Origin of the sequence: Sphingobacterium sp. UBA6320 (assembly GCF_002440335.1) — a bacterium.
GTDB lineage: Bacteria > Bacteroidota > Bacteroidia > Sphingobacteriales > Sphingobacteriaceae > Sphingobacterium.
Genome location: NZ_DJTA01000010.1, coordinates 95,139 through 110,578 on the forward strand (window position 1 = coordinate 95,139; position 15,440 = coordinate 110,578).

The window sequence follows — 15,440 nt, forward strand, 5'->3', positions numbered from 1 at the left end:
AGATGCGATATTTCTTTATGAAGATAATCTGTTATTTGTTTGAAATATAGGAGTTAGTACCTTGTCATTCACTGTATTTTTCAAACTTATAGTTGTTGTCTGTTCAATATTTACCTCTTTCAGTAATGCTAATTGACGTTTTCCCACATTTTCCCATGACATCTGCTGTCCATAATTAGCAGCATTATTTCGATAATATCGCATTTTAGTCGGATTGTCCAACAAGTCATTGACTATCATTGAGAGCGCATTGGCATCATTGAAAGGGAATAGTATCCCTCTATCTTCAGCTAGCAGATCCTTGGCATACCAATAAGGGGTAGAAATACATGCTGTACCTGCGCCAACTGCAAATGATAGGGTGCCACTACTGATTTGATGTTCATTGGGATATGGGGTCACATATACATCGCAAGCACTCAAATATTCTTTTAATAATTTTTCAGATGCAAATTGGTTAATGAATTGTACTTTGTGACCTATATTGAGATTCATAACCATTTCCATTAGATCGTCTCGATACACATCACCCTCTGTCCGTAAAACATTAGGATGGGTAGAACCTAATATGATGTATACAAAATCATCATTCTCAATATTTGCAACAGCTTTTATCGCTGTTTCGAAACCTTTGCTTCTTCCCAAAAATCCAAAACTTAACATTACTTTTTTATTTTGAAAGCCAAGTTTTCTCTTTGCTATTTGTTGGTCACATTCAAATTGAGGGACACCATGCGGTATTAAAGCAATAGATTGTTTATTAATTTCATATATTTTTTCCAACATATCAATGGCACGTTGCGTCATGACTGTCACTTTACTGCTATATTGCGCTAATTCTCGAATAATTCGATATTCAAATTGATTTGGTTGCTCAAGTACCGTGTGCAAGTTTGTTACTACCGGTACTTTAATATTTTTAAGTAAATCAATGATATATTTTCCTGTATCTCCTCCAAATATGCCATATTCATGCTGGATAATACAAGCATCGAACTTTTCATTGATGATCTGTGCTGCTTCAAAGTAGCTGCTTAAATCTTCCTTATCGATAATAAATTCTACCTCTTCAGGAAATACATATTCTGATCCATCGGACACCGCAAATATACGATGATCCTGAGTTGAAGAGTGTAATAACGATTGGTAAAGATCATGTGTAAATGTAGCGATACCGCACTGCCTAGGTGGGTAAGTTCCAATGATAGCTATTTTCATATATATAAAATATTTTTAGTCTATTAGGTTTTGATATTACTGATGATATAATTTTACTTATTACAAGTGCGCAAAATCAAACCTTTAACTTAAGAACAAATGTCACCTTGATTAGTTCCATCAACATGTTTGTAAATGATAAAAACAGGCATTAATTCTTTTCGAGCAAGTATAAATTTCCTCAGACAAGTTTTTATCCACTAAAAAAGTGCTTTTATAATTATTATTTACTGTAATACGATACAATTGTACGCTGAAAGATATTTTTAAGATGTATTCAGACTGATTTGTCCTGTTCGATTAAGTAAGATCTTTGTATCTATCATGCTTACTTTTTAATATACTTTTATTATTAAAAAATAAAATGCTATTTTTAAACTTTATCATTCGAATACCTATGTTGGAGCTGCTGTTGTTTGCATAGGTATATGAACTAAACTGCTATGATTTTAATTGTTGACGACCAAGAAGCGAATATTTATTCACTGAAAAAATTACTGGAATCCCAAAATTTTATGGTAGATACAGCACTTTCTGGAGAGGAAGCGCTTAAAAAAGTATTAAAAAATGATTATGCTTTGATAATACTTGACGTTCAGATGCCCGGGATTGATGGATTTGAAGTTGCAGAAACGCTGTCGGGTTTTAATAAAACAAAGGATGTTCCAATTATTTTCTTATCTGCTGTCAATAAGGACAAAAAATTTATCACAAAAGGGTATGCCTCCGGCGGAATAGATTATGTAACTAAACCTATCGACCCAGACATTTTAATGCTAAAGGTGAAAACATTCTCGCGTTTGTATGAACAAACGTTAGCCTTAAATGAGATTCAACAAGTACTTAGATCTGAAATCGAAGAAAGAAAAAAAGTACAACAGGAATTAAAAGAGCAGGTTGATAATTTATATTCTACTTTAGAATCTCTTCCGCAGTTGGCCTTTACCGCTAATGGATCGGGTGATATCGAATTTGTAAATAGTAAATGGCTATCATATGCTGATGCCAACATGCTACCTGCTACCCATACTGATGATCTGGATATACGTACAGTCTGGGCCGACGCTATACATGCTGAGGTACCCATGGAACTTGAAGTTCGTATCAAAGAGTTGAAGTCTGAAGTGTTTAGGTTTCATCTTTTACGTATCATTCCAATTAAAGAGAAAAATAATCAGCTTAAATGGGTCGGTACTTTCACGGATATCGACGATCAAAAGCAGATGGAAAAGAAGAAAGATGAATTTTTGAGCATCGCCAGCCATGAATTGAAAACTCCACTGACCAGTATTAAGGCTTACGCACAATTGTTGGAAAGGACGCTTAATACTACAGTCGACGATCCTGCAGGAAAGTATATTCATCGGGTACAGAGTCAAGTAAGTAAATTAAATGCACTTATCACAGATCTGCTCGATATTTCTAAAATTGAGAATGGAAAATTAAAGATCACAAAGAAAAATTTTGATTTTGAAAATCTATTGTCCAATGCTATTGATATCATTTATCAAACTCATGATAATAATACGATGGTAATTGAAAGACAAGGAGACCGTATAGCTGATGCATTTTTGGGCGACGAAATTCGCATTGAACAGGTATTGATCAATTATTTAACAAATGCAATCAAATATGCACCTAATACAGATCGTATAATCGTTCATACAGAAAAGAATGATCATCAAGTCAAAGTTAGTGTAACCGATTTTGGAATCGGAATTCCAGAACATAAACAGAAAAACATATTTGGTAAATTTTATAGGGTGGAGGAGTCTTCAGTTCGATTCCAAGGACTAGGAATCGGTCTCTACATCTGTTCAGAAATTATCAAACAGCATAATGGTACAGTGGGTATCCAGAGTGAGTTGGGACAAGGATCCACTTTTTATTTTACATTACCTCTAAATTAGTATTAAATGCCTAAACCATTTTTAAGAAATTTACAGATTGGCTTTGGATTTTCCTTGCTTTTACTATTGGCAAGTTCTACAGCTTCCTATATCAGTATTAAAGAACAAATCAGCAACCGTACGAAAGTAGATCATAGTCGTCGGGTAATTGCTTCAGCAAATAAAATTCTAAATGATTTGCAGAATGCAGAGACTGGACAAAGAGGATTTCTTTTATCTGGAAAAGAAACTTTTTTAGAGCCTTATCTCATTAGTCTACAAACCTTGCCAAAATCATTGGATCGTACTCAACAACTGGTCAGTGATAATCTTCTACAAAGTCAAGTGGCTGATAGTCTTACTTATTTAGTGAAATCTCGATTAGGAATCTTAACTAATTTAATTGAAGTCAAAAGAGAAGGTAAGCAGGTGACCCTAGCACAGCTAGAGGAAGGTAAGCATTATATGGATAGCTGCCGAAATATAATCGCTCGTTTTATCAGTGTCGAAGAAGGTTTTTTAGATAAGAGATCCAATGAACTTAATAAATCATCGCTATATACATCCATTTTTGTCGTTATTGCCGCTATTGTTTCTTTGTTGATTACCGTTGTATTCTACCTTCGTATACGTGAAGATTTTATAAAAAGAGAAGGTTTGCAGAAGTCTTTACGGGAAAAAGATGAGGAAATCAGTCGAAGACTTAAAGCAACACAGCGAATTGCGAATCAAATAGCAAGTGGAGATTACAGTGTTCATGTCAATGATGAGGAGGAAGATGATTTGGGAAGCCTAGGAGGCTCTTTGAATCAGATGGCCAATGCTTTGCAAAAATCATTTGATGACTTGAATAATAATGAATGGCGACAAACTGGTTTGGCGCAATTAAATGAAATTCTTGTTGGAAATAAGACAGAAGAAATATTAGTAGCAGACGCTCTTCATCAGCTCATTCGTTACGGAAATGTTACCAATGGTGCTTTTTATTTATTAGAGCAGGACCGGATCGTACTTAAAGATGCTTATGGTCTTGAAAATAGGATGGTAAAATCGTTTAATATCGGTGAAGGAATGATTGGACAAGTCTTTAAAGAAGGTAAAGTGAAGCGATTTGCAAATCTTCAAGATAAAGATTATGTCGTAAGTTTTGCAAATGGACAAGTTCAAATTAATTACATTCTTTTATTGCCTGTATTTGTTGATTTCACGTGTATTGGTGTTATAGAACTCGGCTCGATCGATGCTTTTGAAAATGTGAAGTTACCATTTTTTATTGATGCAACTCGTAATATCGGAATAGCTATATCGGCAGCTAAAAGCCGGGATCAAGTGCAACAGCTATTGGAGGAAACACAAACACAAACAGAAGAATTGCAGGCACAACATGCGGAATTAGAGAATCTAAATACCGAGCTTGAAGCACAGACACATAAACTGCAATCTTCGGAGGAAGAACTTCGAGTACAACAAGAGGAACTCGTACAATCTAATCAGGAATTGGAAGAGCGATCTAAATCTTTAGAAGAAAAAAATTACCTCATTGCAGAGCGTAATTTAGAGATACAGCATAAAGCCGAAGAATTAGCCCTGAGTACAAAGTACAAATCTGAATTCTTGGCTAATATGTCCCACGAGCTTCGAACGCCTCTAAATTCGATTTTGCTTTTATCACGCCTCATGTCCGAGGATACTGATGGTAATCTCAATGAGGATCAAATCGAGTCAGCTAAAGTTATTCAAAGCTCTGGAACAAGTTTACTCAATCTTATTGATGAAATTTTAGATCTATCTAAGATTGAATCTGGAAAAATGGAACTTGATTATCAAGATGTAAAGTTGGATGAAGTAATCCATGATCTGCAAAATTTATTTTTGCCTGTAGTAAAAGATAAATCACTCGCATTTAATATTAAAACTGAATCTGGTATTCCAGATATGATTGAGACTGATCGTTTAAGACTTGATCAGATCTTGAGAAATTTACTTTCTAATGCAATTAAGTTTACACATGAAGGAAGTATTACACTAACCATATCTGAAGATAAAGAACATGGCGACCAGTTACTTTTTGAAGTTAAAGATACTGGGATTGGAATTGCAGAAGAAAAGCAAAAAATTATATTTGAAGCTTTTCAGCAAGCGGATGGTTCCACGCGTAGAAAATTTGGAGGAACAGGACTGGGGCTTTCTATCAGTAGAGAAATTGCTCGCTTATTAGGAGGAAAGATTTCATTAAAAAGTAAGGAAGGAGAAGGAAGCGTTTTTACATTAATTCTTCCTAAAAGAAAAATTTCAGAAACAATAAAGCCTACTTCAGAGGAATTGATTGATATTATCGCCTCAGACATTAATGAGATGACTACTATCGTTTCGGAATCTGTTGCGCCTAACATTGTCTATAATATTCCAGAAGAAGTTGACGACGATCGCGATAATATTGTAAAAGGCGATAAAGTGATCTTAATCGTTGAAGATGATACCGCTTTTGCAAAAGCTTTATTAAAATATACACGTCAGCAGCAATATAAAGGTATCGTAGTCGTACGTGGGGATATTGCAGCTGATTTTGCAGCTCGTTATCTTCCCTTGGCTATTTTATTGGACATTCAGCTACCGATTAAAGATGGCTGGGAAGTTATGGATGAGATAAAAAGTAATCCACAGACACGACATATACCCGTTCATATTATGTCTTCACTTCGCGTGAAGAAAGAAAGCTTGCTGAAAGGAGCGATTGATTTTATAAATAAACCTGTTGCTATCGAGCAGATCGGATTGATGTTTAAGAAGATAGAAGATGCCTTAACACGTTATCCAAGAAAGGTACTGATTGTTGAGGAAAATCCAAAACATGCTTCAGCGCTTTCTTATTTCTTGAGCAATTTTAATATTGCAGCGGAAATTAAAACAAATGTTGACGATAGCGTTCAAGCATTGAGTTCTGATTCGGTCAATTGTGTGATTTTAGATATGGGTGTACCCGATAAGATTGGTTACGAAACTCTTGAAGCAATCAAGAATAATGAAGGATTGGAAAACTTACCTATTATTATTTTTACAGGAAAGAATCTCTCTCATGCGGAGGAAGTGAAAATAAAACAATACGCTGATTCAATCGTTATAAAAACAGCTCATTCGTATCAGCGGATTTTAGATGAAGTTGGACTTTTCTTGCATTTAGTGGAAGAAAATACGACAGATCAACAGAAAAGGAAAGCAAATAAACTGGGATCTCTAAGCGAGGTGCTAACAGGTAAGAAAGTGTTGATTGCTGACGATGATGTGCGAAATATATTTTCACTATCAAAGGCTTTAGAGAAATATCAAATGAATGTTATTTCTGCAACAAATGGAAAAGAGGCATTATTACAGTTAGATAATCATCCTGATGTATCCATTGTGCTTATGGATATGATGATGCCTGAAATGGATGGATATGAAACCATCAGACTGATCCGAAAACATCCTCAATATACCAAATTGCCCATTATGGCTGTCACTGCAAAAGCAATGACGGGTGATCGTGAAAAATGTATTGTTGCAGGAGCTTCAGATTATATTTCTAAACCAGTTGACACAGACCAACTGCTCTCTTTACTGCGAGTATGGTTATATGAAAATTAAGAGCATAAAACAGTGTGATGAAAAAAGTTAAGTTAGTATTGATTATTGATGATGACAATCGCAATATTTTTGCGCTGCGATTGGCGTTAAAGTCGAGAGGATATCAATCACTTTCCTGTAATAGTGCAAAGGAAGGAATTGCTCTACTGGACTCCAATAGGGATATTGAAATCGTTTTGATGGATATGATGATGCCAGATATGGACGGCTATGAAGCTATACAGGCAATCAAATCATCTCAAATTTATGGTGATATTCCAGTGATTGCTGTTACTGCTCAGGCGATGCAGGGCGATCGCGAAAAGTGTATTGAAGCAGGTGCCCGTGAATATGTCCCTAAGCCGATTAACTTAGATAGATTAATAAGCATAATTGAACAAAACTGTTAAATGTGGGAACCGAATATTATAAAAAATGACGATATTGAACTTCTCTTGACCGATGTCGCCGATCGCTATGGCTACGATTTTACGCAGTATAGTAAGGCTTCATTAAAGCGTCGATTGAATCGAATCTGTTTAATTGATAAGTTTAGTAGCTTTGCAGAACTTCGATATCGGGTCATGAATCACCCCGAATATCTACAACGTTTTGTTGAAGAAATAACAGTCAATGTGACAGAAATGTTTCGTGATCCAAATTTTTATAAAGCGTTGCGGGATGAGGTTTTCCCCCGGTTAGGTACTTATCCCTTTATTCGAATATGGGTCGCTGGTTGTTCTACAGGAGAAGAGGCATATTCTGTCGCTATTCTTCTCAAAGAAGCTAATTTATATCATAAATCATTGATTTATGCAACGGATATTAACCCTGGCGTATTGGAGCGTGCGAGTAGTGGGATTTTTCCGATTAGTCAAATGCAATTATACTCAGAGAATTATAGATTATCTGGAGGAATAGAAGATTTTTCTAAATATTATACGGCCAATTATGATTCTGTCAAATTTCACCATGATTTGAAAGAGAAAATGATATTTTCGACTCATAATTTGGTTTCCGATAGTTCGTTTAATGCTTTTCAACTTATTCTCTGTAGAAATGTACTGATTTACTTTGATAAAGAATTGCAAAATAGTGTTTTTAACCTGTTTGATATAAGTCTTGATGCATTGGGGTATTTAGCTCTAGGATCTAAAGAAACTATTCGTTTTTCAAAATTAGAAAAACAGTATAAGCAAATTGGTGACGAACGCATTTGGAAAAAAATCCGATAATCTTAAGATATACTTAGCAATGGTAAAAAGGACAAATATAGTGGTTATCGGAGGGTCGGCCGGAAGTCTCAAAGTACTTCTCGTAGTTTTACCTCTCCTAGATCAAGGCCTTCCGTTTCCCATTGTTATCATTATGCATCGCAAGGCTTCATCCGATTCGGTATTAAATAAGCTCTTGGCACATAACACAAAATTAGACGTCATAGAAATCGAAGATAAGATGACCATGTTACCGGGATGTATCTATATTGTACCACCAAATTATCATATGCTTTTTGAAAATAAGTCATTAGTATCGTTAGATTTTTCTGAGAAACTTAATTTTTCACGACCATCTATTGATATTACATTTCGTTCTGCTGCTGAAGTCTTTCAGGAATGTGCTGTTGCTTTGCTGTTGTCTGGCGCAAACTCGGATGGAGTAAATGGATTGAAAGAAATTAAAAGCTATCAAGGCACTGTAGCGGTCCAAGACCCCTCGACCGCAGATGTTGATTATATGCCTTTACAAGCTACTTTGCATGTCGCTGTTGACATCATTTTAAAGCCAATTGAAATTGCGACTTATATCAATAGATTACGTATTTAATCTTTGTCCTTTTACAGGACAAATTATTATATTAGCGCCTTGTTAATATTCCCTATACATTGATTTACTATGAAAGATAAAACTATACTGCTCTTTGATGATGATGTAAATATCTTGGAGGTATGCACCATTATTTTAGAGAACTATGGGTATACAGTAGCTACTTCTGAGACATCGCACGACATTATTGAAAAAGTAACTGAAATTAGACCAGATGTTATTTTAATGGATAATTGGATTCCTGAAATTGGTGGTATAAAAGCAACTCAGTTGGTGAAGCAACACCCTGAATTTAAACATATACCAGTTATTTATGTATCTGCAAATAATGATATTCATCTTTTAGCTGAAGAGGCTGGAGCGGATAGCTATCTTGAAAAACCATTTAATTTGGATGATTTGGAAAGTGCCGTAAATACGATGCTAATGGATTCAAAGGATAGGGTCTAAATTGTAATAATTAAACATCATAATAGTAAAAAAGGATTTTGTGTATACAGAATCCTTTTTTATTTAATATTTGTGAATTATACCTTTCATGATATAATCCTTTCATATGACTGCAATTTACAAATATTAGATTTTTTTAAACTTGCTGTAAATGTACTTGTTCATAGCGCTATGTACGTAATTTGTTGTATTTGTACCTGTTGTAAATTATGTGTGAAAACTAATAAGTTACGAGGGCGTTATTAGTGTGTAGATAATAACATTAAAACTTACATATTATGGCAACAGTAAAAAGTAAAAAAGGTAATATGCCTAACGCACATCTCCACGAATTATTTGTAGACGAATTGAAAGATGTACTTGGAGCTGAAAGACAATTGTTAAAGGGCCTAAAAAAATTGGCCGATGCAGCACATGGAGAGCAGCTTAAGCAAGCATTTAAAAGCCATTATGAGCAAACTGAAGGGCATATTGAGCGATTGAAGTCTGTGTTTTCGAGTATCGACTTGACCGCTAGAGGTAAGAAATGTAAAGCGATGGAAGGTTTGCTAAATGAAGCTGAGGAAATTTTAGAAGAGTTTCAAGATAGTCCTGAAGTATTAGACGCTGCTCTGATCGCTGCTGCACAAAAAGTCGAGCATTACGAAATCGCAACTTATGGTTGTTTGGTCACGTATGCTAAATTGATGGAGCACAAAGAGGCCGAAGAGCTTTTAGCTGCTACTTTAGCAGAAGAAAAAGATACTGATGTATTATTAACAGAGATTGCTATGAGCGAGTCAAACTTGGGGCAGTCAGCTTAATTTACATAATCATACAAGAAGCGAAAACAGCTGTCATCATTTATAAGATGACAGCTGTTTTTATATTACTAGTAGCTTAATGCTTTCGCTTTTCTGTAGTATATGTATATGTATATGTATATGTATATGCTCTATTATCCCTTAGGAATCTTTTTGCATGTATGCATAATTAATGAAATTATACGATTTACTATACGTTATGCTTACGATAATCCACTTTTAATTTACGATGTCACTTTGATCAATTCAATGATGGATGAAAGGAGACCAAGTAGTATTTAAATTTTGGGAACTAAAAATTCCAGTACATTTTCTCTCACTTCATATACAGCAATATTTTTCAATGGAAGTATAAGTTCATCATCGATATGCATGTACGCACTATCGCAATCAATAGTCAGTTCCTTGGCTTCAAATGATTTATAGTTAAATGCAACATCCTGTTGATCAATTCTTTTTTTGATATACTCCGCAAAATCTGCTCGTTGATCTTCATCGACATATACCACATTAAACATACCATCGTCTGTTGCTGCTTCTGGTGACAATATCAGATTGGGACCTATCGATTGAATATTCATGACTTCCAATAAGATACAATTTCCTTCGTATATTCGATCATCTGCTTTTATCCAATATTTTTCAGATTTAGCCGATAATATGATCTCATGTAGCACCTCAAGTGCCAGTTTTAATTCATCTTTTGAATTTTTCACTTTACTTTTATCCACGCCAATCATTTTTTTAATTAAATGCGGAAACACGCCATACCCTGCACCTTCAAGAAAAAAATCTGTTTTATCTGCATTTTTAATTACACCAACATCAAATCGTTGTCGCTTACTATTTTTCCAGCTTTCGATATGCTTTGCATGATTTAAATTACTGTCGATACCTAGAGCAATTGATAGATTATTGGCCGTTCCCATCGGGAGAATGGTGATGGGTATTTTTTTATCAAGTGCAGTTCTTTTCATCAGCTCTTTCACAACGCCCCTTACAGTGCCATCCCCGCCAGCAACTATCGCAAAATCCGTTTGATCTAGCTGATGAACCCAGCTATCACCTTTTTTAACTGAAAAATACACACAAGTATATCCTTCATTCTCGATACATTCTACTAAATCAGACTTCAAATGATCTTCATCTCCCGCGCCGGGATTATGCAGTAAAATAGCTTGTTTCATACATTAATTTATATATATAACAACATTTCCCAAGACTATTTGTTGTTATATAAATAAGATTTATTTGCAGTAACGATACACATTATGAGAATTTTAATTACAAATGACGATGGTATTTACAGTCCAGGCATTGCATCACTTGCCAAAGTTGCTAGAAAATTTGGACAAGTAAAATTGGTCGCACCCGATGTGGAACAGTCCTCGATGGGACATGCGGTTACACATTCTCGACCTTTGAGTTATAAAAAATCACCAATCGAGTTTCCTGATGTTGAAGCATATCGGGTCAATGGTACACCAGCAGATTGTGTTGCGATGGGAACCCATCTATGGAATGATGTGGATGTGGTATTATCAGGGATTAACATGGGACCTAATTTAGGCAATTCAATGTGGCATTCGGGCACTTTAGCCGCTGCTAAGCAAGCTGTTTTATTTGGTATTAAGGGTATAGCACTCAGTACACCAGTTGGCAATACAGAGCCTGACTTCGAGGCACTTGAACCTTATGTTGAACAGACCTTAGAATTGTTACTAAAAGATAAGGAATTGGCTTTATATAATGTTAATTTTCCACCTCAACCTACTGACATGATGTGGACCAGACAATCTGTTCGTTTGTATGATGGAACGATTATACCAGGCACAGATCCTTTAGGACGTAAGCATTATTGGTTTACGGTTACACCGTTAGAACCTGCTGATGAAGGAACAGATCGTTGGGCAATTGAAAATAATTTGGTTTCTATAACACCATTAAGACTCGACCTTACAGATGAAGCTGTGCTTTCTAAAAAGTTGAGCGAAGTCTAGTTAGTGATATTAATATTCGATTTCATGATCCGTTATGTATATGTGCGATCCTAACTATTTTTGTCTATTTTATATCTATGATGATAGTGGATACATATTCACTTTAAAAATTTGATGTCTATTTAAATATAATTTGAAAATGAAGAATCTGAGAACTATATTTTTACTTTCGCTTTTATTCTTCATCACTGCTTGTGGTGAAAATAAAAATTCCAATTCAGCTTTACAGCATAATCAGGATACTGCAAAACAGCAAAAATCAAATCCCGGAGTTCCATTGGATAATCTCCATAGAAGTAAAACAGGAGATTCTGCTTCAGGGAAAAAAGATGTCAAAACCGGTATTCCACTTGACAATTTAGAACGAAGCAAATCAGCTGATAGTATTAATCAGCCATTGAATCGTTAGCCAAATTTAAATTATTCAAGTATTAGACAGGAGTACTATTGCGTATTTAGTTAATATACGAGTTAAAATCCAGTCAAGACTATTATCTGTTTAAGGAAGTATTGACCATTATTAAATACTTATTTTTCTAAGCGTATACGAATGATCTGATTTAAATGATATACAAAGTTGATTTTGTATAATTCATCCGTACTTTTTATTAGCTATCATTGAGCAGCATCCCTTAAATTGCGGACATGATCATGAGCTGCTTTTTGTCTTTGTGCATGATTTCGGATTATACTTACGATATGTATAGGAAGGTCGGGTGATTCCTGAATTGCTTTTTCATATGCCTTTTTACTTGCGTCTTCACCGCGTTCACATTCCTCGAGGATACTCTTACGATCATGACCAGATAGCGAAGCTTTAAGTTCTAACCAAAAGCGATGTAATTTTCCAGAAATATGCATTCGCTGTCCCGATCCTTCGCCATCAATAACTGCGAAAGGAAGCAATTCACTATTGAATTGATTGGTTTGCTGAATATAATCTTCAAATAGTGTTCTTAAATCCTGGTCGCTATCAGTTTTCAAGTTTTCTAAAGCACGTGTATAGCCATCTATTCTATCATTGTTGATCTGAATCAAATCACTGATAATTTCTGCAGTAGTTTCACTGGTATACATAATTTTTGCCTATTTATCTGTTAATAACCTAATTACTATTTATTAACAACTCGACGTATATAAAGGTTTTTGTTACAGCATTGTTTATCGTTTAATAACAGTCTGTATATGAGTTTTTTTGGCTGTTGCTTTTAAATGTAAACAAGTATTCTTTCTATCATTTAACGTATTTGTTGTAGCTTTTTAAATGCAAACTTTTGACTTAGTACCATGTTATATAGTCAGTAACGCTAAATTAACAAAGATGGCAACAAAAAATGAAAATGAAAAAGTAGGTATTGTCAATCAAGATCAACAACCTATAAAAAAGAAAACGATTACGTCAGTAGTTGATAAAAGAGATAAAAAGCAAGAAGGTGATGGCGAAGCTGGAGTCGATGCGCAAATAAAGCAGCTAAATGATATGCCAGAGCCAGATACATTTCCACGTGAGCATGTAAAGCCTAAGCATAAATAGCATGATAGAAATCAAGAAGATGTTTTTAGAGGGTGCCGAACTAGATTTTCTATTGGAGATCGTGGGGCGATCGGTCATTATGTTTATCTTGATATTAGTGATTTTGAGATTGTCAGGTAAGAAAGGGGTAAGGCAGCTTACCCTTTTCGAAGTAGCAATTATTTTGAGCTTAGGCTCTGCTGCTGGTGACCCTATGTTTCAAGAGGAATTGCCTATTATTTATGCACTCGTTGTCTTATTTTCAGTTATTCTGATTTATAAGCTTATAACTTGGCTATCCACTAAATCCACTTTTATTAATAAGATTTTAGAAGGAGAGGCGATGGTCGTGGTCAGGCATGGTATGTTTGATTTAAAGCACGAACATGATGGTGATTTTTCAAAAATGGAGTTTTTCTCAGAGTTGCGTAATCAATCAGTAGAGCATCTTGGTCAGGTTCGTATGGCTGTACTTGAGATTGATGGTTCAATGAGCATATTATTTTATCCAGATGCAGAAGTAAAATATGGACTCCCATTATTTCCAGATGACTATCAACAGATTACAATCAATGCAGCAGGAGCTCCGATTGCTTGTATGTATTGTGGGCAAATTTTGGAAAATATTCCTCAAGAACAATCATGCCCTCGATGTCAACGTAAAAAATGGGCACTAGCAATTGATACTAAACGTATCTAATTTAGAAGTAATAGAAAAAGATCAAATTATAAGGGAGTACGATATCTTATAATTTGATCTTTTTTCTGTCCTTAGAGTATCATTAGATACTCATTTATTCATGCTATTGAAAAAAAATATGACATTAAATTTCTTTATATTTTGCTTGAAGATAAGGATTATGATAACGTTTGTAGAATAATTTCTTGTCATCTCTATAGCTTGATACGGCTCCCAATTTATGTAACAGTTTAATGTAGTACCATGCCAAATCTATTTGATAAGGTTTAAAACCACTGCGTGCGCTTTTGGGAAATAGATGGTGATTATTATGCCATTCGCCGGCAACGATCCCGGGCCATATTTGATTGATTGATTTGTCATTGACGCTAAAATCTATACCTTCTCTTTGTTTATCTTCTCCTTTAGCATGACCTTCATAATTAAACGTCCTTACTCCAACACCCCAAAAAGCTGCGGCTCCAAAAAGGCTACATGCTAGAGCGTGCCCCCCCATTAGATAAAATGCTAAGTACCAAAAAGACCAGTTTAGTATCCAAGACAGTAGCGCATATGCAGGTTTTACATAGGAGCCCCATTTTTTGTACTGCTTATAGCTATTTGCTGGTACAGCAGTATGCTGCATAAGCAATTTTACTCTATTATAATCTTGTTCATTAAGATCTTTGGCTATGGGTTGATGATTGACGTCGGCAAGAAAGCAATATAGAAATCCCGCTTGTGCATTGTATGGATCTCCTGGTTGATCAGATTTAGCATGGTGTACATGATGTGAAATCACATAGATCTCTTCTGGAATCACATTGATCGTTAGATTTTGGGTGAAAAATCTCCAGAAAGCATTTTTGAATTTGTACGCTCCATGGGTACAGTATCGGTGATGCCAGATAGTTCCATGGGTTCCCATGATGATCATACTGTAAATAAAAGCTGCTAACAGTGTCCACCAACTTAAGTAAGTTGTTAAAAAAATAAAGAAAAAAGGTATTAGACAAATGATCTTTAACCAGCTGAAAAAAGGAAGCCAATTTTTTCGATCTTTAAAAATATTTATTCTATTGAAAAATTCAATGATGATTTCTTTATTCGTTGGCTTAATAAGTTTGCCCGTAGCGTCTTGCCACCCATAGGAAGGTGGTTGTAATACATGATCTAAAAATGACATGTTGGTAATAATTTTAGTTTAGGGATGTTGTCAGAGTAGTTTAGCTAAAAAATAAGTGATATATGAATATTTTTTAGAATAACATTTCGTGTTTATAATTATCTCCTAATAGAACTATTTGAGATCGATTAGGGAATAATTTGGAGTGGTAAATAGTTGATTGAATAGTGTTGTTATCGAATTAGTGATCATCTGAAATGCCATATTTAACAGAAGCTAGCATGTACATTGAATAGACGAAATCTAAATTTAAAAAATGTAGTAAATTAGCACAG

15 protein-coding genes are annotated in these 15,440 nt (G+C 34.9%); 11 read left to right on the plus strand and 4 right to left on the minus strand.

Translation table 11 applies throughout. The features are described 5' to 3' along the window. Positions 1 to 15: 15 nt before the first annotated feature. The gene (locus B3P23_RS06315) at positions 16 to 1,218 is read right to left on the minus strand and encodes a glycosyltransferase family 4 protein (RefSeq protein ID WP_293925120.1); all 1,203 of its coding nucleotides are present in this window, start codon (positions 1,216 to 1,218) and stop codon (positions 16 to 18) included. Between the two features lie 443 nt (positions 1,219 to 1,661). Between B3P23_RS06315 and B3P23_RS06320 the strand changes: the two genes are divergently transcribed. From B3P23_RS06320 to B3P23_RS06350, 7 genes are all read left to right on the plus strand, one after another. Continuing rightward, entirely contained in the window at positions 1,662 to 3,128 is a 1,467-nt protein-coding gene (locus B3P23_RS06320; RefSeq protein WP_045754886.1) for a hybrid sensor histidine kinase/response regulator, read from the plus strand. 6 nt (positions 3,129 to 3,134) lie between these two features. Further along, positions 3,135 to 6,731: a response regulator gene (locus B3P23_RS06325; protein ID WP_293925121.1), complete on the plus strand. Its 3,597-nt coding sequence runs from the start codon at positions 3,135 to 3,137 to the stop codon at positions 6,729 to 6,731. A gap of 17 nt (positions 6,732 to 6,748) precedes the next feature. Beyond that, positions 6,749 to 7,120, plus strand: a complete 372-nt coding sequence (locus tag B3P23_RS06330; RefSeq protein WP_293925122.1) for a response regulator — start codon at positions 6,749 to 6,751, stop codon at positions 7,118 to 7,120. Further along, positions 7,121 to 7,945: a CheR family methyltransferase gene (locus B3P23_RS06335; RefSeq protein WP_045754889.1), complete on the plus strand. Its 825-nt coding sequence runs from the start codon at positions 7,121 to 7,123 to the stop codon at positions 7,943 to 7,945. It begins immediately after the preceding gene. Positions 7,946 to 7,964: 19 nt separating this feature from the next. Further along, positions 7,965 to 8,534 (plus strand): chemotaxis protein CheB, encoded by a 570-nt coding sequence (locus tag B3P23_RS06340; RefSeq protein WP_293925123.1) that lies wholly within the window; start codon positions 7,965 to 7,967, stop codon positions 8,532 to 8,534. A gap of 69 nt (positions 8,535 to 8,603) precedes the next feature. Further along, positions 8,604 to 8,984, plus strand: a complete 381-nt coding sequence (locus B3P23_RS06345; protein ID WP_045754891.1) for a response regulator — start codon at positions 8,604 to 8,606, stop codon at positions 8,982 to 8,984. A gap of 278 nt (positions 8,985 to 9,262) precedes the next feature. Further along, positions 9,263 to 9,787, plus strand: coding sequence for a ferritin-like domain-containing protein (locus B3P23_RS06350; RefSeq protein WP_045754892.1), 525 nt, complete (start codon positions 9,263 to 9,265; stop codon positions 9,785 to 9,787). Positions 9,788 to 10,065: 278 nt separating this feature from the next. Here B3P23_RS06350 and B3P23_RS06355 read toward each other — a convergent pair whose 3' ends face one another. Further along, positions 10,066 to 10,974, minus strand: coding sequence for a diacylglycerol/lipid kinase family protein (locus B3P23_RS06355; protein WP_293925124.1), 909 nt, complete (start codon positions 10,972 to 10,974; stop codon positions 10,066 to 10,068). Positions 10,975 to 11,058: 84 nt separating this feature from the next. Here B3P23_RS06355 and surE point away from each other — a divergent pair, with 84 nt between their 5' ends. Together surE and B3P23_RS06365 are read left to right on the plus strand one after the other, a co-directional pair. Beyond that, positions 11,059 to 11,787, plus strand: a complete 729-nt coding sequence (gene surE / locus B3P23_RS06360; RefSeq protein WP_248753395.1) for a 5'/3'-nucleotidase SurE — start codon at positions 11,059 to 11,061, stop codon at positions 11,785 to 11,787. A gap of 139 nt (positions 11,788 to 11,926) precedes the next feature. Continuing rightward, positions 11,927 to 12,196, plus strand: coding sequence for a hypothetical protein (locus B3P23_RS06365; protein WP_045754895.1), 270 nt, complete (start codon positions 11,927 to 11,929; stop codon positions 12,194 to 12,196). A gap of 206 nt (positions 12,197 to 12,402) precedes the next feature. Here the strand turns inward: B3P23_RS06365 and B3P23_RS06370 are convergent, their stop codons facing one another. Beyond that, positions 12,403 to 12,864: a PA2169 family four-helix-bundle protein gene (locus B3P23_RS06370; RefSeq protein WP_293925125.1), complete on the minus strand. Its 462-nt coding sequence runs from the start codon at positions 12,862 to 12,864 to the stop codon at positions 12,403 to 12,405. Positions 12,865 to 13,108: 244 nt separating this feature from the next. On the opposite strand from B3P23_RS06370, the gene B3P23_RS06375 reads away from it, so the two are divergent. After that, positions 13,109 to 13,321: a hypothetical protein gene (locus B3P23_RS06375; protein WP_293925126.1), complete on the plus strand. Its 213-nt coding sequence runs from the start codon at positions 13,109 to 13,111 to the stop codon at positions 13,319 to 13,321. Position 13,322: 1 nt separating this feature from the next. Then, positions 13,323 to 14,000 (plus strand): DUF421 domain-containing protein, encoded by a 678-nt coding sequence (locus B3P23_RS06380; RefSeq protein ID WP_248753399.1) that lies wholly within the window; start codon positions 13,323 to 13,325, stop codon positions 13,998 to 14,000. A gap of 124 nt (positions 14,001 to 14,124) precedes the next feature. On the opposite strand, the gene B3P23_RS06385 is transcribed toward B3P23_RS06380, so the two are convergent. Next, positions 14,125 to 15,165 carry a fatty acid desaturase gene (locus tag B3P23_RS06385; protein ID WP_094773413.1) on the minus strand — a complete coding sequence of 347 codons (1,041 nt, stop codon included), beginning with the start codon at positions 15,163 to 15,165 and terminating at the stop codon, positions 14,125 to 14,127. Between the last annotated feature and the right edge of the window lie 275 nt (positions 15,166 to 15,440).